General features: G+C 69.1%; 18 protein-coding genes. 8 read left to right on the top strand and 10 right to left on the bottom strand.

Going from position 1 to position 17653, the window contains the following annotated elements; genetic code table 11:
* Nucleotide 1: 1 nt before the first annotated feature.
* Nucleotides 2–745: a gluconate 2-dehydrogenase subunit 3 family protein gene (locus LPC04_RS12395; protein ID WP_275682533.1), complete on the bottom strand. Its 744-nt coding sequence runs from the start codon at nucleotides 743–745 to the stop codon at nucleotides 2–4.
* A 146-nt stretch (nucleotides 746–891) separates the two neighbouring features.
* A complete protein-coding gene (fumC, locus tag LPC04_RS12390) occupies nucleotides 892–2286 on the bottom strand; it encodes a class II fumarate hydratase (RefSeq protein WP_275682532.1) in 1395 nt (464 codons plus the stop codon).
* 195 nt (nucleotides 2287–2481) lie between these two features.
* Here fumC and phaR point away from each other — a divergent pair, with 195 nt between their 5' ends.
* Both phaR and LPC04_RS12380 read left to right on the top strand, forming a co-directional pair.
* Nucleotides 2482–3063 (top strand): polyhydroxyalkanoate synthesis repressor PhaR, encoded by a 582-nt coding sequence (gene phaR / locus LPC04_RS12385; protein ID WP_275682531.1) that lies wholly within the window; start codon nucleotides 2482–2484, stop codon nucleotides 3061–3063.
* Between the two features lie 25 nt (nucleotides 3064–3088).
* Nucleotides 3089–4270: a glycosyltransferase gene (locus LPC04_RS12380; protein WP_275682530.1), complete on the top strand. Its 1182-nt coding sequence runs from the start codon at nucleotides 3089–3091 to the stop codon at nucleotides 4268–4270.
* An 8-nt stretch (nucleotides 4271–4278) separates the two neighbouring features.
* On the opposite strand, the gene LPC04_RS12375 is transcribed toward LPC04_RS12380, so the two are convergent.
* The 6 genes from LPC04_RS12375 to LPC04_RS12350 form a co-directional block, all read right to left on the bottom strand.
* Nucleotides 4279–5379 carry an acyltransferase family protein gene (locus tag LPC04_RS12375; RefSeq protein WP_275682529.1) on the bottom strand — a complete coding sequence of 367 codons (1101 nt, stop codon included), beginning with the start codon at nucleotides 5377–5379 and terminating at the stop codon, nucleotides 4279–4281.
* Between the two features lie 200 nt (nucleotides 5380–5579).
* A complete protein-coding gene (locus LPC04_RS12370) occupies nucleotides 5580–5846 on the bottom strand; it encodes a DUF2277 domain-containing protein (protein WP_275682528.1) in 267 nt (88 codons plus the stop codon).
* A gap of 72 nt (nucleotides 5847–5918) precedes the next feature.
* Nucleotides 5919–8078: a peptidase domain-containing ABC transporter gene (locus LPC04_RS12365; RefSeq protein WP_275682527.1), complete on the bottom strand. Its 2160-nt coding sequence runs from the start codon at nucleotides 8076–8078 to the stop codon at nucleotides 5919–5921.
* Nucleotides 8078–9343 (bottom strand): HlyD family secretion protein, encoded by a 1266-nt coding sequence (locus tag LPC04_RS12360; RefSeq protein ID WP_275682526.1) that lies wholly within the window; start codon nucleotides 9341–9343, stop codon nucleotides 8078–8080. Before LPC04_RS12360 ends, LPC04_RS12365 begins: the two co-directional genes overlap by 1 nt.
* A 61-nt stretch (nucleotides 9344–9404) precedes the next feature.
* Complete coding sequence (locus LPC04_RS12355; protein WP_275682525.1) at nucleotides 9405–9581, bottom strand: hypothetical protein; 177 nt, start codon at nucleotides 9579–9581, stop codon at nucleotides 9405–9407.
* A gap of 90 nt (nucleotides 9582–9671) precedes the next feature.
* A complete protein-coding gene (locus LPC04_RS12350) occupies nucleotides 9672–9845 on the bottom strand; it encodes a hypothetical protein (protein WP_275682524.1) in 174 nt (57 codons plus the stop codon).
* Between the two features lie 374 nt (nucleotides 9846–10219).
* Here LPC04_RS12350 and LPC04_RS12345 point away from each other — a divergent pair, with 374 nt between their 5' ends.
* The 3 genes from LPC04_RS12345 (at nucleotide 10220) to LPC04_RS12335 (ending at nucleotide 14011) form a co-directional block, all read left to right on the top strand.
* Nucleotides 10220–11296 (top strand): radical SAM protein, encoded by a 1077-nt coding sequence (locus tag LPC04_RS12345; protein ID WP_275682523.1) that lies wholly within the window; start codon nucleotides 10220–10222, stop codon nucleotides 11294–11296.
* Nucleotides 11297–11393: 97 nt separating this feature from the next.
* The gene (gene rimO, locus LPC04_RS12340; RefSeq protein ID WP_275682522.1) at nucleotides 11394–12797 is read left to right on the top strand and encodes a 30S ribosomal protein S12 methylthiotransferase RimO; all 1404 of its coding nucleotides are present in this window, start codon (nucleotides 11394–11396) and stop codon (nucleotides 12795–12797) included.
* Between the two features lie 2 nt (nucleotides 12798–12799).
* A complete protein-coding gene (locus tag LPC04_RS12335) occupies nucleotides 12800–14011 on the top strand; it encodes a PLP-dependent transferase (protein WP_275682521.1) in 1212 nt (403 codons plus the stop codon).
* On the opposite strand, the gene smpB is transcribed toward LPC04_RS12335, so the two are convergent.
* A complete protein-coding gene (smpB, locus tag LPC04_RS12330; protein WP_275682520.1) occupies nucleotides 14008–14478 on the bottom strand; it encodes an SsrA-binding protein SmpB in 471 nt (156 codons plus the stop codon). The two genes, LPC04_RS12335 and smpB, sit on opposite strands and share 4 nt — an antisense overlap.
* Before the next feature lie 25 nt (nucleotides 14479–14503).
* On the opposite strand from smpB, the gene LPC04_RS12325 reads away from it, so the two are divergent.
* Together LPC04_RS12325 and LPC04_RS12320 are read left to right on the top strand one after the other, a co-directional pair.
* The gene (locus tag LPC04_RS12325; RefSeq protein ID WP_275682519.1) at nucleotides 14504–15001 is read left to right on the top strand and encodes a type II toxin-antitoxin system RatA family toxin; all 498 of its coding nucleotides are present in this window, start codon (nucleotides 14504–14506) and stop codon (nucleotides 14999–15001) included.
* The gene (locus LPC04_RS12320; RefSeq protein ID WP_275682518.1) at nucleotides 14988–15341 is read left to right on the top strand and encodes an RnfH family protein; all 354 of its coding nucleotides are present in this window, start codon (nucleotides 14988–14990) and stop codon (nucleotides 15339–15341) included. Before LPC04_RS12325 ends, LPC04_RS12320 begins: the two co-directional genes overlap by 14 nt.
* Nucleotides 15342–15345: 4 nt before the next feature.
* On the opposite strand, the gene LPC04_RS12315 is transcribed toward LPC04_RS12320, so the two are convergent.
* On the bottom strand, nucleotides 15346–15885 hold the full coding sequence (locus tag LPC04_RS12315) for a DUF4124 domain-containing protein (protein ID WP_275682517.1): 540 nt from the start codon (nucleotides 15883–15885) through the stop codon (nucleotides 15346–15348).
* Nucleotides 15886–16127: 242 nt separating this feature from the next.
* On the opposite strand from LPC04_RS12315, the gene guaB reads away from it, so the two are divergent.
* Nucleotides 16128–17594, top strand: coding sequence for an IMP dehydrogenase (gene guaB / locus LPC04_RS12310; protein WP_275682516.1), 1467 nt, complete (start codon nucleotides 16128–16130; stop codon nucleotides 17592–17594).
* Nucleotides 17595–17653 lie beyond the last annotated feature (59 nt).

Genomic DNA, 17653 nt, shown 5'->3' with positions numbered 1-17653 from the left:
CTCAGCTCCTGATCCACTCGACGCGGCCGTTGATGCCCACCGGCGGCAACGGGTACTTGTCGCCGTGCTTCGCGACGAACTCGGTGTTGTCGTAGCGCGCGCCGGGAAAGCCGATCAGCTTCCAGCCGGCCATGTCCTTGTTGCCGCCGTAGATCGGGTCGCTCCAGAAGCCCTCCATCGTGTTCTGCAGCAACTGCGCGAAGAAGGCCTTGGCGTCGAGGCCGTCGAGGGCGACGTCGCCCTTCTCGAGGCGCTGCAGGAAGGCATCCTGGTCGGCCACGGCGAGCTTGGCGAAGCTGCCGCCGCGCGACTCGCGCACCACCGCGGCGTCGATCGCCTTGATCGCCGCGCGATACAGGCCGGCGGGCGTGAGCCGCGTCTGGTAGCCCTGCGTGGGCAGGCCCGGGCTCCACGGTCCCTGCATGTACCAGCGCTCGCCACGGCCGTAGGGGCCGGCGAGCTGGCGGTCGATGAAGGTGGGCACGCCGGCCTCCACCGCGCCCGGGCCGAGGTCGTCGGCTGGGATCAGCCGGGCGACGGCGGCCATGATGAAGGCGGCCTCGGCGTCGGTGAACCACGTCCAGCTGGAGCCGGCGTCGACGGCCAGCGGCGCGTTGGCCTGGCCCTCATTGAACGGGACATCGCTGCCTCCGAGCGTCGCGGCGGCGGCCGTGACGACGGGCACGGCGCCGATGACGGCGCCCGCGGTCAGGAGCCGGCGGCGGCTCAGTCGCTGTTCGTCCATGCGGTGTCTCCGGTCGAGCTTGGGCGACACCGTTGGGCAATCGGCGTGCGAGGGCAGGGCGATCCCCCAGCCGCCAGCAAGGCCGCGCGCTCGCGCGCGAGTGGACGCTCAGGGTCGCGGCGCGACCCTGCCGTCACGATTGCCGATCAGCCCGGACGCACCATGTCCTCGGCCCGCACCCACGCGTCGAACTGCTCGCCGGTCAGCTTGCCCGACGCGATCGCCGCGTCGCGCAGCTTGAGGCCCTTCGCGTGCGCTGTACGCGCGATCTGCGCCGCGGCGTCATAGCCGATGTGCGGGTTGAGCGCGGTCACCAGCATCAGCGAGTTCTGCAGCAGTTCGGCGATGCGGTCGCGGCGCGGCTCGATGCCTTGCGCGCAGTGCTTGTCGAAGCCGCGCATGCCGTCGTCCAGCAGCCGCACGCTCTGCAGCAGGTTGTGGATCATCACCGGCTTGTAGACGTTCAGCTCGAAGTTGCCGCTGGCGCCGGCCATGCTCACCGCGACGTCGTTGCCGATCACCTGGCAGCAAAGCATCGTCATCGCCTCGCACTGCGTCGGGTTGACCTTGCCCGGCATGATGGAGCTGCCCGGCTCGTTCTCCGGGATCTGCAGCTCGCCGAGACCGCTGCGCGGGCCGCTCGCGAGCCAGCGCACGTCGTTGGCGATCTTGGTCAGCGCCACGGCCAGCGCCTTCAGCGCGCCGTGCGCGCGCACGATGGCATCGTGCGCGGCGAGCGCGGCGAACTTGTTCGGCGCGGTGACGAAGCCCAGGCCCGTCATGCGATCGAGTTCGGCGGCGACGTCCGCGCCGAACGTCGCCGGCGTGTTCAGGCCGGTGCCCACCGCGGTACCGCCGAGGGCGAGCTCGCGAAGCTCGGGCAGCGCCGCGTGCAGTCCGCGCTCGGCGTGATCGAGCTGCGCGACCCAGCCGGAGATCTCCTGGCCCAGCGTCAGCGGCGTCGCGTCCTGCAGGTGGGTGCGGCCGATCTTGACGATGTCGTCGAACGCCTTCGCCTTCGCGTCGAGCGTCGCGCGCAGGCCCTGCAGCGACGGGATCACGTGCTGCGCGATGCCCTGCACAGCCGCGACGTGCATCGCCGTCGGGAACACGTCGTTCGACGACTGGCCCATGTTGACCTCGTCGTTCGGATGCACGACGCGCTTGAGCCCGAGCGGGCCGCCGAGGATCTGCGACGCGCGGTTGGCCAGCACCTCGTTCATGTTCATGTTGCTCTGCGTGCCCGAGCCGGTCTGCCAGACGGCCAGGGGGAACTCGTCCTCCCAGCGTTCCTCGATCACCTCGGCCGCGGCCTGCGCGATCGCGTCGGCCTTCTCCCTGGCCAGCTTGCCGGTGCGTTCGTTGACGCGCGCGGCCGCGCTCTTGACCAGCGCCAGCGCGTGCAGCAACTCGGGCGGCATGCGTTCGGTGGAGATCGCGAAGTGCTCGATGGAGCGCTGGGTCTGCGCGCCCCACAGGTGGTCGCCGGGGACGGGGATGTCGCCCCAGGCGTCGTGCTCGATGCGTTGTTCGGTGCTCATGAAGCGGTCTCGTCGGAAAAAAGGAAGGAGTGACGACCGCGAGCGTACAAGCCTCGTGAAGACCCTGATGGACGGCCGGTGCAACCGCCTGCTTCGGCACCGTCGCAACGAAACGGGGTTTCCCTTGCTGCGGTGCAGCGCGGCGCCTCTAGAATCGAAACGCAAATCGTCTACATCTCTCACGGGGACAATCTCATGGTCACGACGCGTCGCACCACCAAGGCCAGTGCCGATCCGGCGGCGCCCGCGGGCATCCGCATCCTCAAGAAGTACCCCAACCGCCGGCTCTACGACACGCTCACGAGTTCGTACATCACGCTGGCCGACGTCAAGAAGATGGTGCTCGAGGGCGCGCCGTTCGAGGTGCGCGACGCCAAGTCCGGCGACGACCTGACGCGCGCGATCCTGCTGCAGATCATCCTCGAGGAAGAGACCGGCGGCGTGCCGATGTTCAACACGCAGATGCTGGCGCAGATCATCCGCTTCTACGGCCACGCGATGCAGGGCGTGATGGGCTCCTACCTCGAGAAGAACCTGCAGGCGCTGGCCGAGATGCAGTCGCGCTTCGCCGAGCCGGGCAAGGGCCTGTACGACGCCTCCGCGCTGACGCCCGAGGGCTGGACCAAGTTCATCAGCGGCCAGGCGCCGATGATGCAGAACCTGATGGGCAGCTATCTCGAGCAGTCCAAGAAGCTGTTCGAGCAGATGCAGGAACAGATGACCAAGCCGGGCGAGGCGATCTTCCCGATTCCGGGCTTCCCGCCGGCCAAGCGTTGAGCCGTCGCCTGTCGCAGGAGCGCGCATGGCACGCGTCCTGATCGCCTGGGAGTTCGGCCGCAACCTCGGCCACATCGCGCGCGACCTGCCGCTCGCGCGCGCCTGCCGCGACGCGGGCCACGAGGTCGTGTGGGCGGTGCGCGACCTGCGCGGCGCCTCGCGCGAGCTCGTGGGCGAGGGCTTCGCGCTGCTGCAGGGGCCGCTGCTGCGCTCGGGACAGGTCAACGCGCCGCCCGTCAACTTCGCGGACATGCTGCTGCGCGAGGGCTACGAGGACGCCGCCGGCCTGCTCGGCGTGCTGCAGGGCTGGCATGCGCTGATGCGGCTCGCGTCGGTGTCGGCCGTCGTCTACGACTACGCGCCCACCGCGCTGCTGGCCGCGCGCGCGCTGGGCCTGCCGACGATGATCCTGGGCTCGGGCTTCATGCTGCCGGCGCCCGTGGTGCCGAGTCCCGGCTTCTTCCCGGACGCGCCGGCTGGCGCGCTGCAGGCCGCCGAGGATCGCTTCGTCGCCAACGTCAACACCGCGTTGCAGTCGCTCGGCAGCGCGCCGATCGCGTCGCTGCGCGATCTCTATGCCTGCGGCGAGCAGGTGCTGACGACCTTCGAGGAGCTCGACCCCTTCGCGCCGCGCGGCCAGGGTCGCTACGTGGGCCCGATGTACGCGCTCGGCCGCCAGACGCGCGTCGAATGGCAGGGCGGCGGCACGCGGCGCATCTTCGCGTACCTGCGCCCGGAGGTGCCCAGCTGCGAGAACCTGCTGGCTGCCCTGCAGGCCGGCCAGGCCGAGGTGGTGTGCGCGATGCCCGGGCTGCCGGAGGCGTGGCCGGCGCGCTTCCCGCGCATCCGCTTCGTGGCGGGGGCGGTCGACATGGAGGCCCTGCTGCCGGTTGCCGATCTCGCGATCACCAACGGCTCCGGCACCATCCCCAACTGCCTGCTCGCGGGCGTGCCGGTGCTCGTGCTGCCGCACTTCAACGAGCAATACCTGGCCGGCCTTCGGCTGCAGCAATACGGCGCCGGCATCGTGGTGCCGGGTCGGGCGTCGACCGCGGAGTACGCCGGCCTGCTGGAGCGCCTGCTGTCCGAGCCGCGCTTCAAGCAGCAGGCGCTGGCGTTCGCGCGGCGCTACGCCGGGCATCACCGCGACACGACGGCGCGCGCGGTGTTCGCGTTGCTCGAGGACATGCTGCAGCGCGCGGCCTGACGCGCCGCCTACGTGGGGCGAGCGGCGTCGAGGGGCGGTCCGCCGGACGACCGGCGCTTGAGCCAGAGGTGGACGCGACGTTGCACCGGACGTTCGACGCCGAAGGTGAGTGCCGCCGCCGCCGCCAGCGACACGCCGAAGGCGATCGCGACCGCCCACCCGTACTCGAAGCCGTGGTCGCGCAGGCGGTTGATGATCACGTATCCGATGTTCTGGTGAAGCAGGTAGAGCGGATACGAGACCGTGCCCAGGAACACGAGCAGCGGCGTGTTCAGCAGCGCCGCCCTGCGCAAGACGATCAGCGAGAACAGCAGCACCATCGCCGCGGCGACGAGCAGTCCCTGGAGACCCGCGCTGAGCCACGCCGCCGCCAGGGCCAGCGCAAACAGCGCCCACGTGGTGCGATCGATGCGCATGGCGCGGAAATCGAGGTAGGCCGCCGCGCCGATGCTGAAGTAGGCGCTGTATTCGACGAGCAGGTAGCGGTCGGCGAGCGTCGGCACCGAGCGGTGCAACAGCCTGGCCGCCACGAGGATGCCGATCGACAGCGCGAGCCAGAGCACGATCCACCATCGCACGTTCCGCATCCACCCCGTGGCGAAGATCGCCAGCATCCAGGCATAGAAGACGAGTTCGACCTCGAGACTCCAGTACGCTCCGTCGATGTGCGGCACGTTCACGAATGCCTGCAGCATCGTGAGGTTGACGGCGCCCTGCCACCAGCCGGGCGTGCGGCCGGGCAGCGGGAACACCAGCAGGACGACGAACGTGATGAGCAGCGCTGTCCAGTAGGCCGGATATAGCCGAAGCGCCCGCGCGCGCACGAAGTCCAACGGGGTCCGGCAGCGCTCCAGCGTCATCAGGATCACGAAGCCGCTGACGCCGAAGAAGACCTGCACGCCGAGGAAGCCATAGGTCGCATGGAACGGGGCGGCCAGGTCGCCGAACAGGTCGCCGTAGCGCACCGTGTAGTGGAAAAAGACCACCAGCATTGCCGCGATCCCGCGCACGGCGTCGAGCTCGCGGCAGCGCTGCGCGGCACTGCGCACGGCGCGAGGCGGCAGCGTGGCGCCCATGCCTCCGTCAACAACCAGAGGAAGCGTTTTCATGTCGGATCCAGAGCGTCGAGGGGTTACGTCGCGCGATCGCGCGGCAGCGCGCGCAGAGTCGGGCGACGTTGAGGGGCTTGGCTTCGACAGCCACGGCCGCGGTGTTGACCGCAAGCGTCCGCGCGCGAGCACGTGCGGAATTCTAGGGTGCGGGGGTATGCGCCGGGCGGCACGCCCCTAGTCTGCAGGAGCCGGGCGGCTCAGCCGAAGCGGGCAGCGGAACGTGCGCGCGCCTTGGCCGCCTCGACCTCGCGGTTGTGCGGCGGCGCGGTCGTGACCAGCGAGGCGATCAGCGTGCGCGCCGACGCGGCGACCGCCTCGACCGCGCGCTCGAACGCCTCCTCGTTGGCCTTCGAGGGCACGCTGAAGCCGCTGAGCTTGCGCACGAACTGCAGCGAGGCGTCGCGGATCTCGATCTCGGTGGCCGGAGGCTCGAAGTTGAACAGGGTCTTGATGTTGCGGCACATGGCGGATTCCTGGGCGATCGGTGTGCATGGTAAGGGCTGGCCGCCAGCTCGCGGCCGGGCGGCCGTGCCGGTTCACACCGCTTGTGTCGGAACGCGCATCGAGGCCGTCACGGGCGCCTGCTCCAGGTCGCGCGCGATCTGTCCCCGTTCGAGCACGACGACGCGTTGCGCGGTCGCGATCGTCTCCGGCCGGTGCGCGACGAGGATCCGGGTCAGCTCGACGCGGCGGATGGCGGCATTCACCAGCTGCTCGTTGGCCATGTCGAGGTGGCTGGTCGCTTCGTCCAGGCACAGCAGGCGCGGCTTCTTGTACAGCGCGCGCGCGAGCAGGATGCGCTGCTTCTGGCCGCCGGAGAGCCCCGTGCCGATGTCGCCGACGAGCGTGTTGTAGCCCATGGGCATGGCGCCGATCTCGTCGTCGATCGCCGCCAGCCGCGCGCAGGCTTCGACGTGCTCCTGCGACGGCGCCGGGTCGAAGAACGCGATGTTGTCGGCGATGGATCCCGCGAACAGCTGGTCGTCCTGCATCACGGTGCCGATCAGCCGGCGGAAGTTCGCCAGGCCGATCCGCCGCATCGGCACGCCGCCGACACGGATCTCGCCCTCCGTGGGCTCGAGCAGGCCCAGCAGCAGCTTGACCAGGGTTGTCTTGCCGCAGCCCGACGCGCCGGTGATCGCGATGCACTGGCCCGCCGGGATCGACAGGTTCAGGCCCTGGAGCACCCAGGGTTCGCCGTCCGCGTAGCGGAACGACACGTCGCGCAGCTCGATGGAGGCGTCGAGCTCGCGGCCGTCGCCTGGCGGCTCGAGCCTGTCCTCCTCGGGCTCGGCCAGCACGATGTCGGCGACGCGCTCGCCGTGCAGGCGAAGCATGCGGAACTCGAACAGCTTGTCGATCAGCGCCGAGATGCGCTGGCTGAACTGGTCCTTGTAGCTCAGGAACGCGAACAGCATGCCGACCGAGAAGCGGTGGTCGAGCACGGCCAGCGCGGCCATCCAGATCACGACGACGCGCTCGGCGTTGAACAGCAGGGCGTTGGCGGTCTGGTGCGAGATCGTCAGGCGCGCAATGCGCACGTCGGCGTTGAACTGGTCGGCCAGCAGGTTCATCCAGCCGCCTCGGCGTTCCTCGGCGCGGTCGAACAGGCGGATGCTCTGCGCGCCGCGGGCCGATTCCATGAAGTAGGTCTGCTGCCTGGCGGCGAAGATGATCTGCTCGGACGTGGCAGTGCGAAGGCGGTGGAACAGGCTCCAGCGAAGCAGCGCGTAGAGGATGACCGCGATGGCCGACACCATCGTCAGGCGGGGGCTGTAGGCCAGCATCACGATGGCCGTGCCGCCGACGAGCAGGCCGTCGATCACGGCCTCGACGAACTGGGTCGTGAGAAGGTGCTGGATCGTCTGGATCGAGCCGAATCGCGACACGATGTCGCCCAGGTGCCGCTTCTCGAAGAAGGACAGCGGCAGCCGCATCAGGTGGGCGAACGCGTTGCCGAACCACTGGAAGTTCATGTCCGTCGACAGCATGGTGGTCATCCACGAACGCACCGCGCCGATGAGCGTCTGCATCACGACCAGCAGCAGGAAGCCGATGCCCAGCACGGTGATCAGGTCGCGATCGTCGGCGACGAGCGCCTCGTCGACGAGCCACTGCAGGTAGAACGGCGCCACGAGCGCGCAGACCTGCAGCGCCACGCCGACCAGCAGGAGTTGCGCGAGGCCTCGCTTGAGACCGGTGACGTGCCCCACCAGCGAGCGCAGCGAGAACCGTTGCACTTCGGACTGCGGCTGGAAGCCGGGGCCCGGCGTCAGTTCGAGCGCGATGCCCGTGAAGTGCCTGGAGACCTCGTCCATCGGGATGCGGCGCACGCCCACGGCCGGATCGTGGATCACGATGCTGCCGTTGCGCGCTTCCTTCAGCACGACGAAGTGGGCCATGTCCCAATGCAGCACGCAGGGCGTCTTGAGCTTGTCCAGCTGCGCCAGTTCGAGGCGCAGCGTGCGGCTGTGCAGGCCCAGCGCCCGCGCCATGTGCACGACGACTTCCAGCGTCGCGCCCTTGAGCGAGATCGGGAAACGGCGGCGCAGTTGGGTGAGGTCGATGCGATGGCGCCAGTGGCTGGCCACCATCGCCAGGCAGGCCAGGCCGCACTCGGACGCCTCGGTCTGCAGGACGAGCGGCAGGTCGGCGGCGCCCCAGAAGCGCGGGTTGAGAAAGGCGGGTGCGGGCATCAGAGGCGGCCGGTGACGGTGTAGAGCGGTTCCAGCACCCACTCCCAGAGCCGGCGACGGTCGATGACGACGCTGCCGTCGAGCAGGTCGCCGGCGCGCAGCGGCTGATTCTCCCCGTAGGCCATGACCGTCTGGCGATCGAGTCGCACCCGCACGCGGTAGAGCGGTTCCGTGTCGGCGACGAGGCCGGCGATCTCCAGGTCGGCCGGGCGCAGCGCGGTGCGCGAGACCTCGCGCACGACGCCGTGAGACTGCCCGAACTTCTGGTACGAATACGCCTGGTAGCGCAGCGAGACCGGCATCCCCGCGTGCAGGAATCCCGCCGAACGCGAGGGCGCATAGAGTTCGGCTTCCATCTCGGAGCCCGCCGGCGTGATCGCGGCCAGCACGTTGGCCGGCGTGACGGATTGCCCGGCGACGGCCGCGACCGCCGAGACGATGCCGGCCCTCGGCGCGCGCACGATGATCTCGCGCCGGGTGTCGTTCTCCGCGAGCTCCAGTTCGCTGCTGGCGATGCTGCGCTCGGCCGCCTGCTCGTCGCGTCGGCCCTGCACCTCGAGATCGCGCACGTCGGCCTGCGCCGTCGCGAGATCGCGCGCGCTCGCGGCGCGCGCGCGCTGCAGGTCGGCGAGGCGCTGCTGCTGGTCCAGCAATTCGGCCTGCTTGTCCTGCACCTGCACCGGCGAGACGAAATTGTCCTTCTGCAGGTCTTCGTAGCGCTTGAGGGCGACCTCGGCGAGCTGCGTGCGATGGACCTGCAGGCCGATCTGGGCGGCGATGCGGCTGCCGTCGGCGGCGAGGTCTTCCACGCGCTTGCCCAGCGCCTCACGGCGCAGGCGCGATTGCAGCCGCTCCTGCGACTGCTCGCTGAGCAGGCTGTCGCGCCGGGTCTCGAGCAGCTTCTCCACCGTCTGCCCGGCGCTGCCCTGCGCGGGCGCCGCATGCTCGGGCGACAGCACGAACAGCACCTGACCGGCCTGCACGCTCTGGCCTTCGTGCACGCGCGCCTCGACGACCTGGCCCGCCTGCGCCGGCACCACGCGGATCAGCCCCTGCGTGGGCAGCAGGACGCCGGGCAGGCTGGTCTTGCGGGTGTAGCTGAAGCAGGCCAGGAACAGCACGATGGCGACCGCCAGCGCGACGAACAGGGTGGTCAGTAGCGAGAAGCTCAACGGGTGGGCGAGCACCACGGCGCCGTAGCGACGGGAGCCGGCGTGTGCCAGCGCCTCGGGGCGGAACAGCTCGAAACGGGAATTCGGGGACATGCACTTCCAGGAGCGGCGACGGTCGCACGTGCGACCGCCGAGGGCGCGAAGGCGCCAGAACTTAATTCATCTTCCAGCCGCAGCCGTCGTTGTGGCCGATGAGGCCGCCGAAGCCGTCGCCACCGCTGACCAGCTTGCGCAGTTCCGGATCGTTCACGACGACCATGCCGTTGTCGTCCAGCTCGATGGCCGGCAGTTGCGGCGCTTGCTCGGTGTCGAGCTTGTCGAATTCGTTCATTGCCAATTCCTTGAAGTGTTTCGGATTCGCCTTGGCGAACGCCTGGAGACCGCCGTGTCCGGCCGCCTCCAGGCGCGCTCGCTCAGCGAGTTACTCCATCTTCCAGCCGCAGTGCCAGTTCTGGCCGACCAGGAGGTTCGGGCTCAGCATGCCGGCGCCGGCAACGACCTTCAGCAGTTCCGGATCGTTCACGACGACCATGCCGTTGTCGTCCAGTTCGATCGCCAGTTGCTCGACCTGGCCTTGCGTGTTGATTTCGTTCAAAACATCTCTCCTGAGTTTGAGATAAAAGGTAACCCGCCACGTGGATAACATGGCTGGCGGCTGGACGATATCTGCGCCGCCAATCGAAGGGGAGCGTGAAAACCCGTGCAGTGGATACGATGACCTCCCATTTTGATGGGCTAGTTGTGGGGTTTCGTTTCTGATGTGTAACCCTCGCCTGCGGGCTTACCACATGTTTTTCGGCGGCCCTGTTGGTATTTCCTCTTCCCCATGAGTTAGGGGGTTTCGCAGGGTTATCTGCGGCGACTATGCTGCGATCCGTCGAGCCGGGCCGGCCTATTCCGCCGAGCCGCCGAGGCCGTGCCATCCCCTGGTCGCCCCACGAGGCGCGGCCGCATCTTCGTCAGGATTTCATGAGCAATCTTGCTGCCGCCACCGAGGCGCCCGGCTCGCTGGACCCCGCCTCGCTGGCCATCGCGCACGCCCTGGCGCCCAACACCCTCTCGCTGATCCTGCTTCCGACCGAGAAGTGCAATCTGCGTTGCAGTTATTGCTACGAGACATTCGAACACGGCAGAATGTCGGACGAGACGATCCAGGCCGTCAAGAATCTGATCGACCTTCGTTTGCCGAAACTGGATTATCTGACGCTGGGCTGGTTTGGCGGCGAGCCGCTGGTGGCGTCGGATATTCTCCTGGATATTGCCGGATATGCCCTCAGGCGATGCCGGGAAGAAGGCGTTCAATACTTCGGCGGTGAAATCACGACGAATGCCGCGCTGCTGACGAGCGACCTGCTGGAGAAACTCGTCGCGGTGGAGCAGAAGAAATTCCAGATATCCCTGGACGGCTGGCGTGAAGGTCACGACCGGACGCGTCGGAACGGGGCCGGCGCCGGCACTTTCGACACGGTGTGGAACGTGCTGAAGATGCTGCGCGAGTCGCCGTATCCGGACCTCGACGTCATCCTGCGCATCCACCTGATGCCCGAGAACCGCGATTCCATCCGCGAACTGGCCAGGAACATCAAGGCCGAATTCGGCGCCGATCCGCGTTTCGGCATCTACCTGAAGGCGATCGAGAATCTCGGCGGTCCGCAGTCCGGGGCGATCACCTCGCTCGAGCATGCCGAGCGCGGCGCGATCGTCACCGAGATGGCCGGCCTGCTGTCGGGCATGCGCGGCCTGCCCGATGCCAAGCCAGCCTCGGACAAGGCCCCCAAGGTCTGCTACGCGGCCAAGCCGAACAACCTGATCGTGCGGGCCAACGGCCGCATCGCCAAATGCACGGTGGCGTTCGAGGATGCGAAAAACGACATCGGCCAGCTGCGCCTGGATGGCACGCTCCAGATCGACAACGCGAAGCTCGTGCACTGGTTCCGCGGGCTCCACAGCCGCGACTTCGGCATCCTGGCGTGTCCCGTCTGGATCCGTCCCTACGAGGCGAATTCGGCCAAGCGCGTGATTCCAATCGCGGCGGAAGTGGCCTGAGCGGCCGGCGCGCGGGACGGCCGGGCGAAAGTCACGCCAGCGCCCGACGCAAGGCCTTGCAGTCCCTTTCGCGCGCGGGATGCGGGACAATCGGAGGATGAACGCCCTCACCGACGCCACGCTCGCCCCCGCGCCAGCCAAGGCCGAACCGACCATCGCCTTCGTTTCCCTCGGCTGCCCCAAGGCCCTGACCGACTCCGAGCTCATCCTCACGCAGCTGCGCGCCGAGGGCTACGGCACCAGCAAGAGCTATTCGGGCGCCGACCTCGTGGTGGTCAACACCTGCGGATTCATCGACGATGCCGTCAAGGAGAGCCTGGACGCGATCGGCGAGGCGCTGGCCGAGAACGGCAAGGTGATCGTCACGGGATGCCTGGGCGCCAAGCCCGGCAAGGCGGGCGGCGACAACCTGATCCAGGAGATCCATCCGAAGGTGCTGGCCGTGACCGGCCCGCATGCGACGCAGGAGGTGATGGACGCCGTGCACCGGCACGTGCCCAAGCCGCACGACCCGTTCGTCGACCTCGTGCCGCCGCAGGGCATCAAGCTGACGCCGCGGCACTACGCGTACCTCAAGATCAGCGAGGGCTGCAACCATCGCTGCACCTTCTGCATCATCCCGAGCATGCGCGGCGACCTGGTGTCGCGGCCGATCGGCGACGTGCTGGGCGAGGCGCAGCGGCTGTTCGAGGCGGGCGTCAAGGAGCTGCTGGTGGTGAGCCAGGACACCTCGGCCTACGGCGTCGACGTGCAGTACCGCACCGGCTTCTGGGACGGCAAGCCCGTCAAGACGCGCATGCTGGACCTGTGCGAGCGCCTGGGCGACCTCGCCGCGACGTACGGCGCGTGGGTGCGGCTGCATTACGTGTACCCGTATCCGCATGTCGACAACGTGATCGACCTGATGGCCAGCGGCAGGATCCTGCCGTACCTCGACATCCCGTTCCAGCACGCGCACCCGGCCGTGCTCAAGCGCATGAAGCGGCCCGGCACGGGCGAACGCACGCTGGAGCGCCTGCAGATGTGGCGCGAGAAGTGCCCGGAGCTGGTGGTCCGCAGCACGTTCATCGCCGGCTTCCCGGGCGAGACGGAAGCGGAGTTCGACACGCTGCTCGACTTCGTGCGCGAGGCGCAGATCGACCGCGCCGGCTGCTTCGCCTATTCGCCGGTCGAAGGCGCGACGGCCAACGAGATCGAGGGCCAGCTGCCGCAGGAAGTGCGCGAGGAGCGCCGCGCGCGCTTCATGGCGGTGGCCGAGGAGGTCTCGGCCGCGAAGCTGCAGCGCCGCGTCGGCGCGACGATGCAGATCCTCGTCGACAAGGCGCCGATGCTGGGCAGGAAGGGCGGCGTCGGCCGCTCGTACGCCGATGCGCCCGAGATCGACGGCATCGTGCGCCTGCTGCCGCCGGAGAAGCTGTCCAAGCAGCTGAAGGTGGGCGAGTTCACGCGCGCCCGCATCGTCGCCACCGAGGGCCACGACCTGGTCGCGCTGCCGATCTGAGCATGTCGGACAACAGGGACGCGGACGCGAAGTCCACGCAGCAGATCCATCACGAGTACGTGCCGCCCCCCGGCTTCGCCGCGGTGGCGCCGGCGTTGCATCGCGCGTCGACGGTGCTGTTCGAGGACGTCGCCGCGATGCGTGCCAGCCACTGGCTGGACAAGAACACGTACACCTACGGACTGCACGGCACGCCGACGTCGTTCACGCTGGAGGCGCGGCTCGCCACGCTCGAAGGCGGCACGCATGCGATGCTGGTGCCCAGCGGGCTGGCCGCGATCGCGCTGGTCGACCAGTCGCTGCTGTCCAGCGGCGACACGGTGCTGATCCCGGCCAACGCCTACTTTCCGAACAAGAGCCTGGCCGCGCACGAGCTCGCGCGCTGGGGCATCGCGCACCGCTTCTACGACCCGATGGACGTCGAATCGTTGCGCGCTGCGCTCGGCGACGACGTCAAGCTGGTGTGGATCGAGCCGCCTGGCTCGGTGACGCTCGAGTTCCCCGACCTGCGGGGCCTCGTGCGTGCCGTGCGCGCGCACGCGCCGCGCGCGACGGTCGCGCTCGACAACACCTGGGGCAGCGGACTCGCCTTCGACGCATTCGACCTCGACCCCGGCGCGACGCCCGCGCTGGGCGTGGACCTGACGATCCACGCGCTCACCAAGTACCCGTCCGGCGGCGCCGACGTGATGATGGGCTCGGTCGTCCTGCGCTCGCAGGCCTTGCACGACCAGCTCGCGCTGACGCATTGCCGCCTCGGCCTGGGCGTCGGCCCCAATGACGTCGAGCTGGTGCTGCGCGGCCTGCAGACCGTGGCGCTGCGCTACGCCGCCCAGGACGCGGCGACGCGCCGCATCGCGCAGTGGGCGCTGGGCCGCAAGGAGTTCGTGCGCGTGCTGCATCCGGCCACGTCCGGCTCGCCCGGCCACGCGCACTGGGCCGCGCAATGCCGCGCCGCGGCGGGCTTGCTGACGCTGGTGTTCGATCCGGCCATCGCGCCGGAGCGCATCGATCGCTTCGTCGACGACCTGCGGCTGTTCGGCATCGGCTGGTCCTGGGCCGGGCCCATGAGCCTGGCCGTGCCATATCGCCCGGACTCGGGGCGCGTGGGCGACTACCCGGGCACGCTGGTGCGGCTGTCGATCGGGCTGGAGGATGCGGGCGACCTGATCCGCGACCTCGAATCCGCGCTGGAGGGACTGGCGCGCGCCTAGTCCTTCGAGGGCCCGGACACCTTGTGGCGCATCAAGCGACCCTTCTCGCGCTCCCAGTCGCGCTCCTTGATCGTGTTGCGCTTGTCGTGGTCGGCCTTGCCCTTGGCCAACGCGATGTCGGCCTTCACGTAGCTGCCCTTGAAGTGCAGGTTCAGCGGCACCATCGTGAAGCCGCGCTGCTCGACCTTGCCGATCAGGCGCCGGATCTCCTCGCCCTTCATCAGCAGCTTCTTGGTGCGGTCGGCCTCGGGGTTGACGTGCGTCGACGCCGAGCGCAGCGCGTTGATGCGGCAGCCGATCATGTGCAGCTCGCCGTCGCGGATGACGACGTAGCCGTCCGTCAGCTGCACCTGGCCGGCGCGGATGGCCTTGACCTCCCAGCCCTGCAACACCAGGCCGGCCTCGTACGTCTCTTCGATGTGGTATTCGAACCGCGCGCGGCGGTTCTCTGCGATGAGGGCGGGCATGGGGCGCTTAAAATTCAACCATTGTATGAAGCACGTCAAGAAGTCCGTCCTGCTCTGGTACTCCGCACGCGAAATGTATGAGCTCGTCGTCGCCGTGGAAGACTATCCCAAGTTCCTGCCCTGGTGCGAGTCGAGCACGGTGCTCGAGCAGCATGAGGCCGACCCGGCAACGGGCACGCCCGCGGGCATGACGGCGCGACTGGGCCTGTCGTACGCGGGCGTGCGCCAGGCCTTCACGACGCGCAACGAGCAGGTGCAGGGCGAGTCGGTCAAACTCAAGCTGGTCGACGGCCCGTTCTCGCAGCTCGATGGCGTGTGGACGTTCAAGCCGCTCAAGCAGTCCGACCCGGCCCAGCCCGTCAACCCGGACGAGCCGGTGGCCTGCCGCGTCGAATTCGATCTCGCCTACGCGTTCTCCAACCGCGTGTTCGAGGCCGTGCTCAGCCCGGTGTTCGACCAGGTGGCCAACACGTTCGTCGATTCCTTCGTCAAGCGCGCGGCGCAGGTGTATGGAGAGCGCTGAGATCGCGGTGCAGGTCGTGTGGAGCCCGTCCGCGCGCGAGACGCTGACCGCCGCGCTGCGACTGCCGGCGGGCGCCACCGTGGCCGACGCGCTGGCTGCGGCGGACTGGCCCGCGCTCGCGAGCGCCGCGCAGGGCGACGCGGCGTTCGGCGCGGCCGGGCTGTCGGCCGCGGTCTGGAGCAAGGCGCGCCCGCTGGCGCACGTGCTGCGCGATGGCGATCGCGTCGAAGTGCTGCGCGACCTGCAGATCGACCCGATGACCGCGCGCCGCGTGCGCTTCGAGGCGGCGGGCGGCATCGACGCGCTGCGCCAGCGCGGCTACGCCGGCCGCAAGCGCTGATTGTTCACTGGGCCGCCGGAAGCGGCCCGCAGTTGGACGAGATCACGTCTTGCGTATGCTTGATCTCGGCGGCGCGGGCGCTGTCGTCCAGCACCTCGCGCTCGCCCTTGTCGTTGAGGCGGGCCATGCGCAGGCCGCTCTGCAGCTCGGTGAGCGCGGCCTGGCCGCGGGCGCAGTTGTCCTTGCGCAGCGCGGCGGTCTTGGCCTCGGCGGCGGCGCGGTCGGCCTTGGCCTGGTCGGCCTTGGCCTGGTCGGCGGCGGCCTTCTTCTTGTCGAGCGCGGACGACGCGGCCGGGGCCGCTGCCGGAGTCGCGGCCGAGGCCTGGGGGTCGGCCGCGGCGGGCGCAAGCGAGACCGCCTTCGTCGACGTGGCGACCGGCGGGCCGCTGATGATGTTCTTGGCCGGCGTGCCCGGGGGCGGCGCGGTGTCGCTGATGTGCACCTGACCCGAGGCGTCGCGCCACTTCCAGAGTGTCTGTGCGTGTGCGCCGGCGACGGCGAACGCCAGCAGGCAGGCGGCGAGGGGCAGGGCGGTCTTTTGCATGGAGTTGAGGGCCGCCGGTTCGGCAGGCGCAGGAGTGTGTGGGACCAACGTGGCGCGACGTCGGCACGTTGACATTCTCGTGTCTTCGGCAATGCCGGCCGCCAGTGTAGTGCTCTGCAGTGGTGACAAATCGCAAACCGATGGGCCTGTCTGCCCCGCGTCGTGAAGGTGTTCTCGACGGGGCGGTCGAGCAAGGCGTCGCGGAGTCCGTATAATCCGCTTTTGCGTCTGGAGCTTCCTCTATGCGCCTTCTAGGCAAAGCGCTCACCTTCGACGACGTGTTGTTGGTGCCGGCATATTCCCAGGTGTTGCCCCGCGACACCAGCCTGCGGACTCATTTCACCCGCAACATCATCCTGAACCTGCCCGTCGTCTCGGCAGCGATGGACACCGTGACGGAGGCCCGCCTGGCGATCGCGATCGCGCAGGAAGGCGGCATCGGCGTCATCCACAAGAACCTGACGGCCATGCAGCAGGCCGCCGAAGTCGCGCGCGTCAAGCGCTACGAATCGGGCCTGCTGCGCGATCCGGTGACGATCGCCCCGGGCGCGCGCGTGCGCGACGTCGTGGAGCTGTCGAAGCTGCACGGCGTGTCGGGCTTCCCGGTGGTGGACAACGGCCGCGTCGTCGGCATCGTCACCAACCGCGACCTGCGCTTCGAGACGCGCATGGACGCGCCGGTGCGCGAGATCATGACGCCGCAGGAGCGCCTGATCACCGTGCCGGAGGGCACCTCGCTGGCCGTGGCCAAGGAGCTGATGCACCGCCACAAGCTGGAGCGCGTGCTGGTCGTCAACGACGCCTTCGAGCTGCGCGGGCTGTTCACCGTCAAGGACATCACCAAGCAGAACACCTTCCCCAACGCCGCGCGCGACTCGCACGGCAAGCTGCGCGTCGCGGCGGCCGTCGGTGTCGGCGACGGCACCGAGGAGCGCGTCGAGGCGCTGGCCAGGGCCGGCGTGGATGCGATCGTCGTCGACACCGCGCACGGCCACAGCCAGGGCGTGATCGACCGCGTCAAGTGGGTCAAGAAGAACTTCCCGAATGTCGACGTCATCGGCGGCAACATCGCCACCGGCGCGGCCGCGCTGGCGCTGGCCGAGGCCGGCGCCGACGCCGTCAAGGTGGGCATCGGCCCGGGCTCGATCTGCACCACGCGCATCGTCGCGGGCGTCGGCGTGCCGCAGGTCATGGCCATCGACAACGTCGCCACCGCGCTGCAGGGCACCGGCGTGCCGCTGATCGGCGACGGCGGCATCCGCTACTCGGGCGACATCGCCAAGGCCATCGCCGCGGGCGCGAGCACCGTGATGATGGGCGGCATGTTCGCCGGCACCGAAGAGGCGCCGGGCGAGGTCATCCTGTTCCAGGGCCGCAGCTACAAGAGCTACCGCGGCATGGGCTCGATCGGCGCGATGAAGGCCGGCTCGGCCGATCGCTACTTCCAGGAAGCCGACGACAACCCGAACGCCGACAAGCTGGTGCCCGAAGGCATCGAGGGCCGCGTGCCCTACAAGGGCTCGGTCGTGTCGATCCTGTTCCAGATGGCCGGCGGCCTGCGCGCGTCGATGGGCTACTGCGGCTGCCCGACCATCGACGACATGCGCAACAAGGCGGAGTTCGTCGAGATCACGTCGGCGGGCATTCGCGAGAGCCATGTGCACGACGTGCAGATCACCAAGGAAGCGCCCAACTACCGCGCCGACTGAGTGACGCGACGCTGAAGGACAGCCGCCCGGTTCGCCGGGCGGTTGCGCTTCGGACTCCT

This window comes from Scleromatobacter humisilvae (assembly GCF_023231945.1).
In the GTDB taxonomy this organism is placed as follows: domain Bacteria; phylum Pseudomonadota; class Gammaproteobacteria; order Burkholderiales; family Burkholderiaceae_C; genus Scleromatobacter; species Scleromatobacter humisilvae.
Note: the sequence above shows the minus strand (reverse complement) of the source record. Positions and strands in the feature narration are given on the sequence as shown.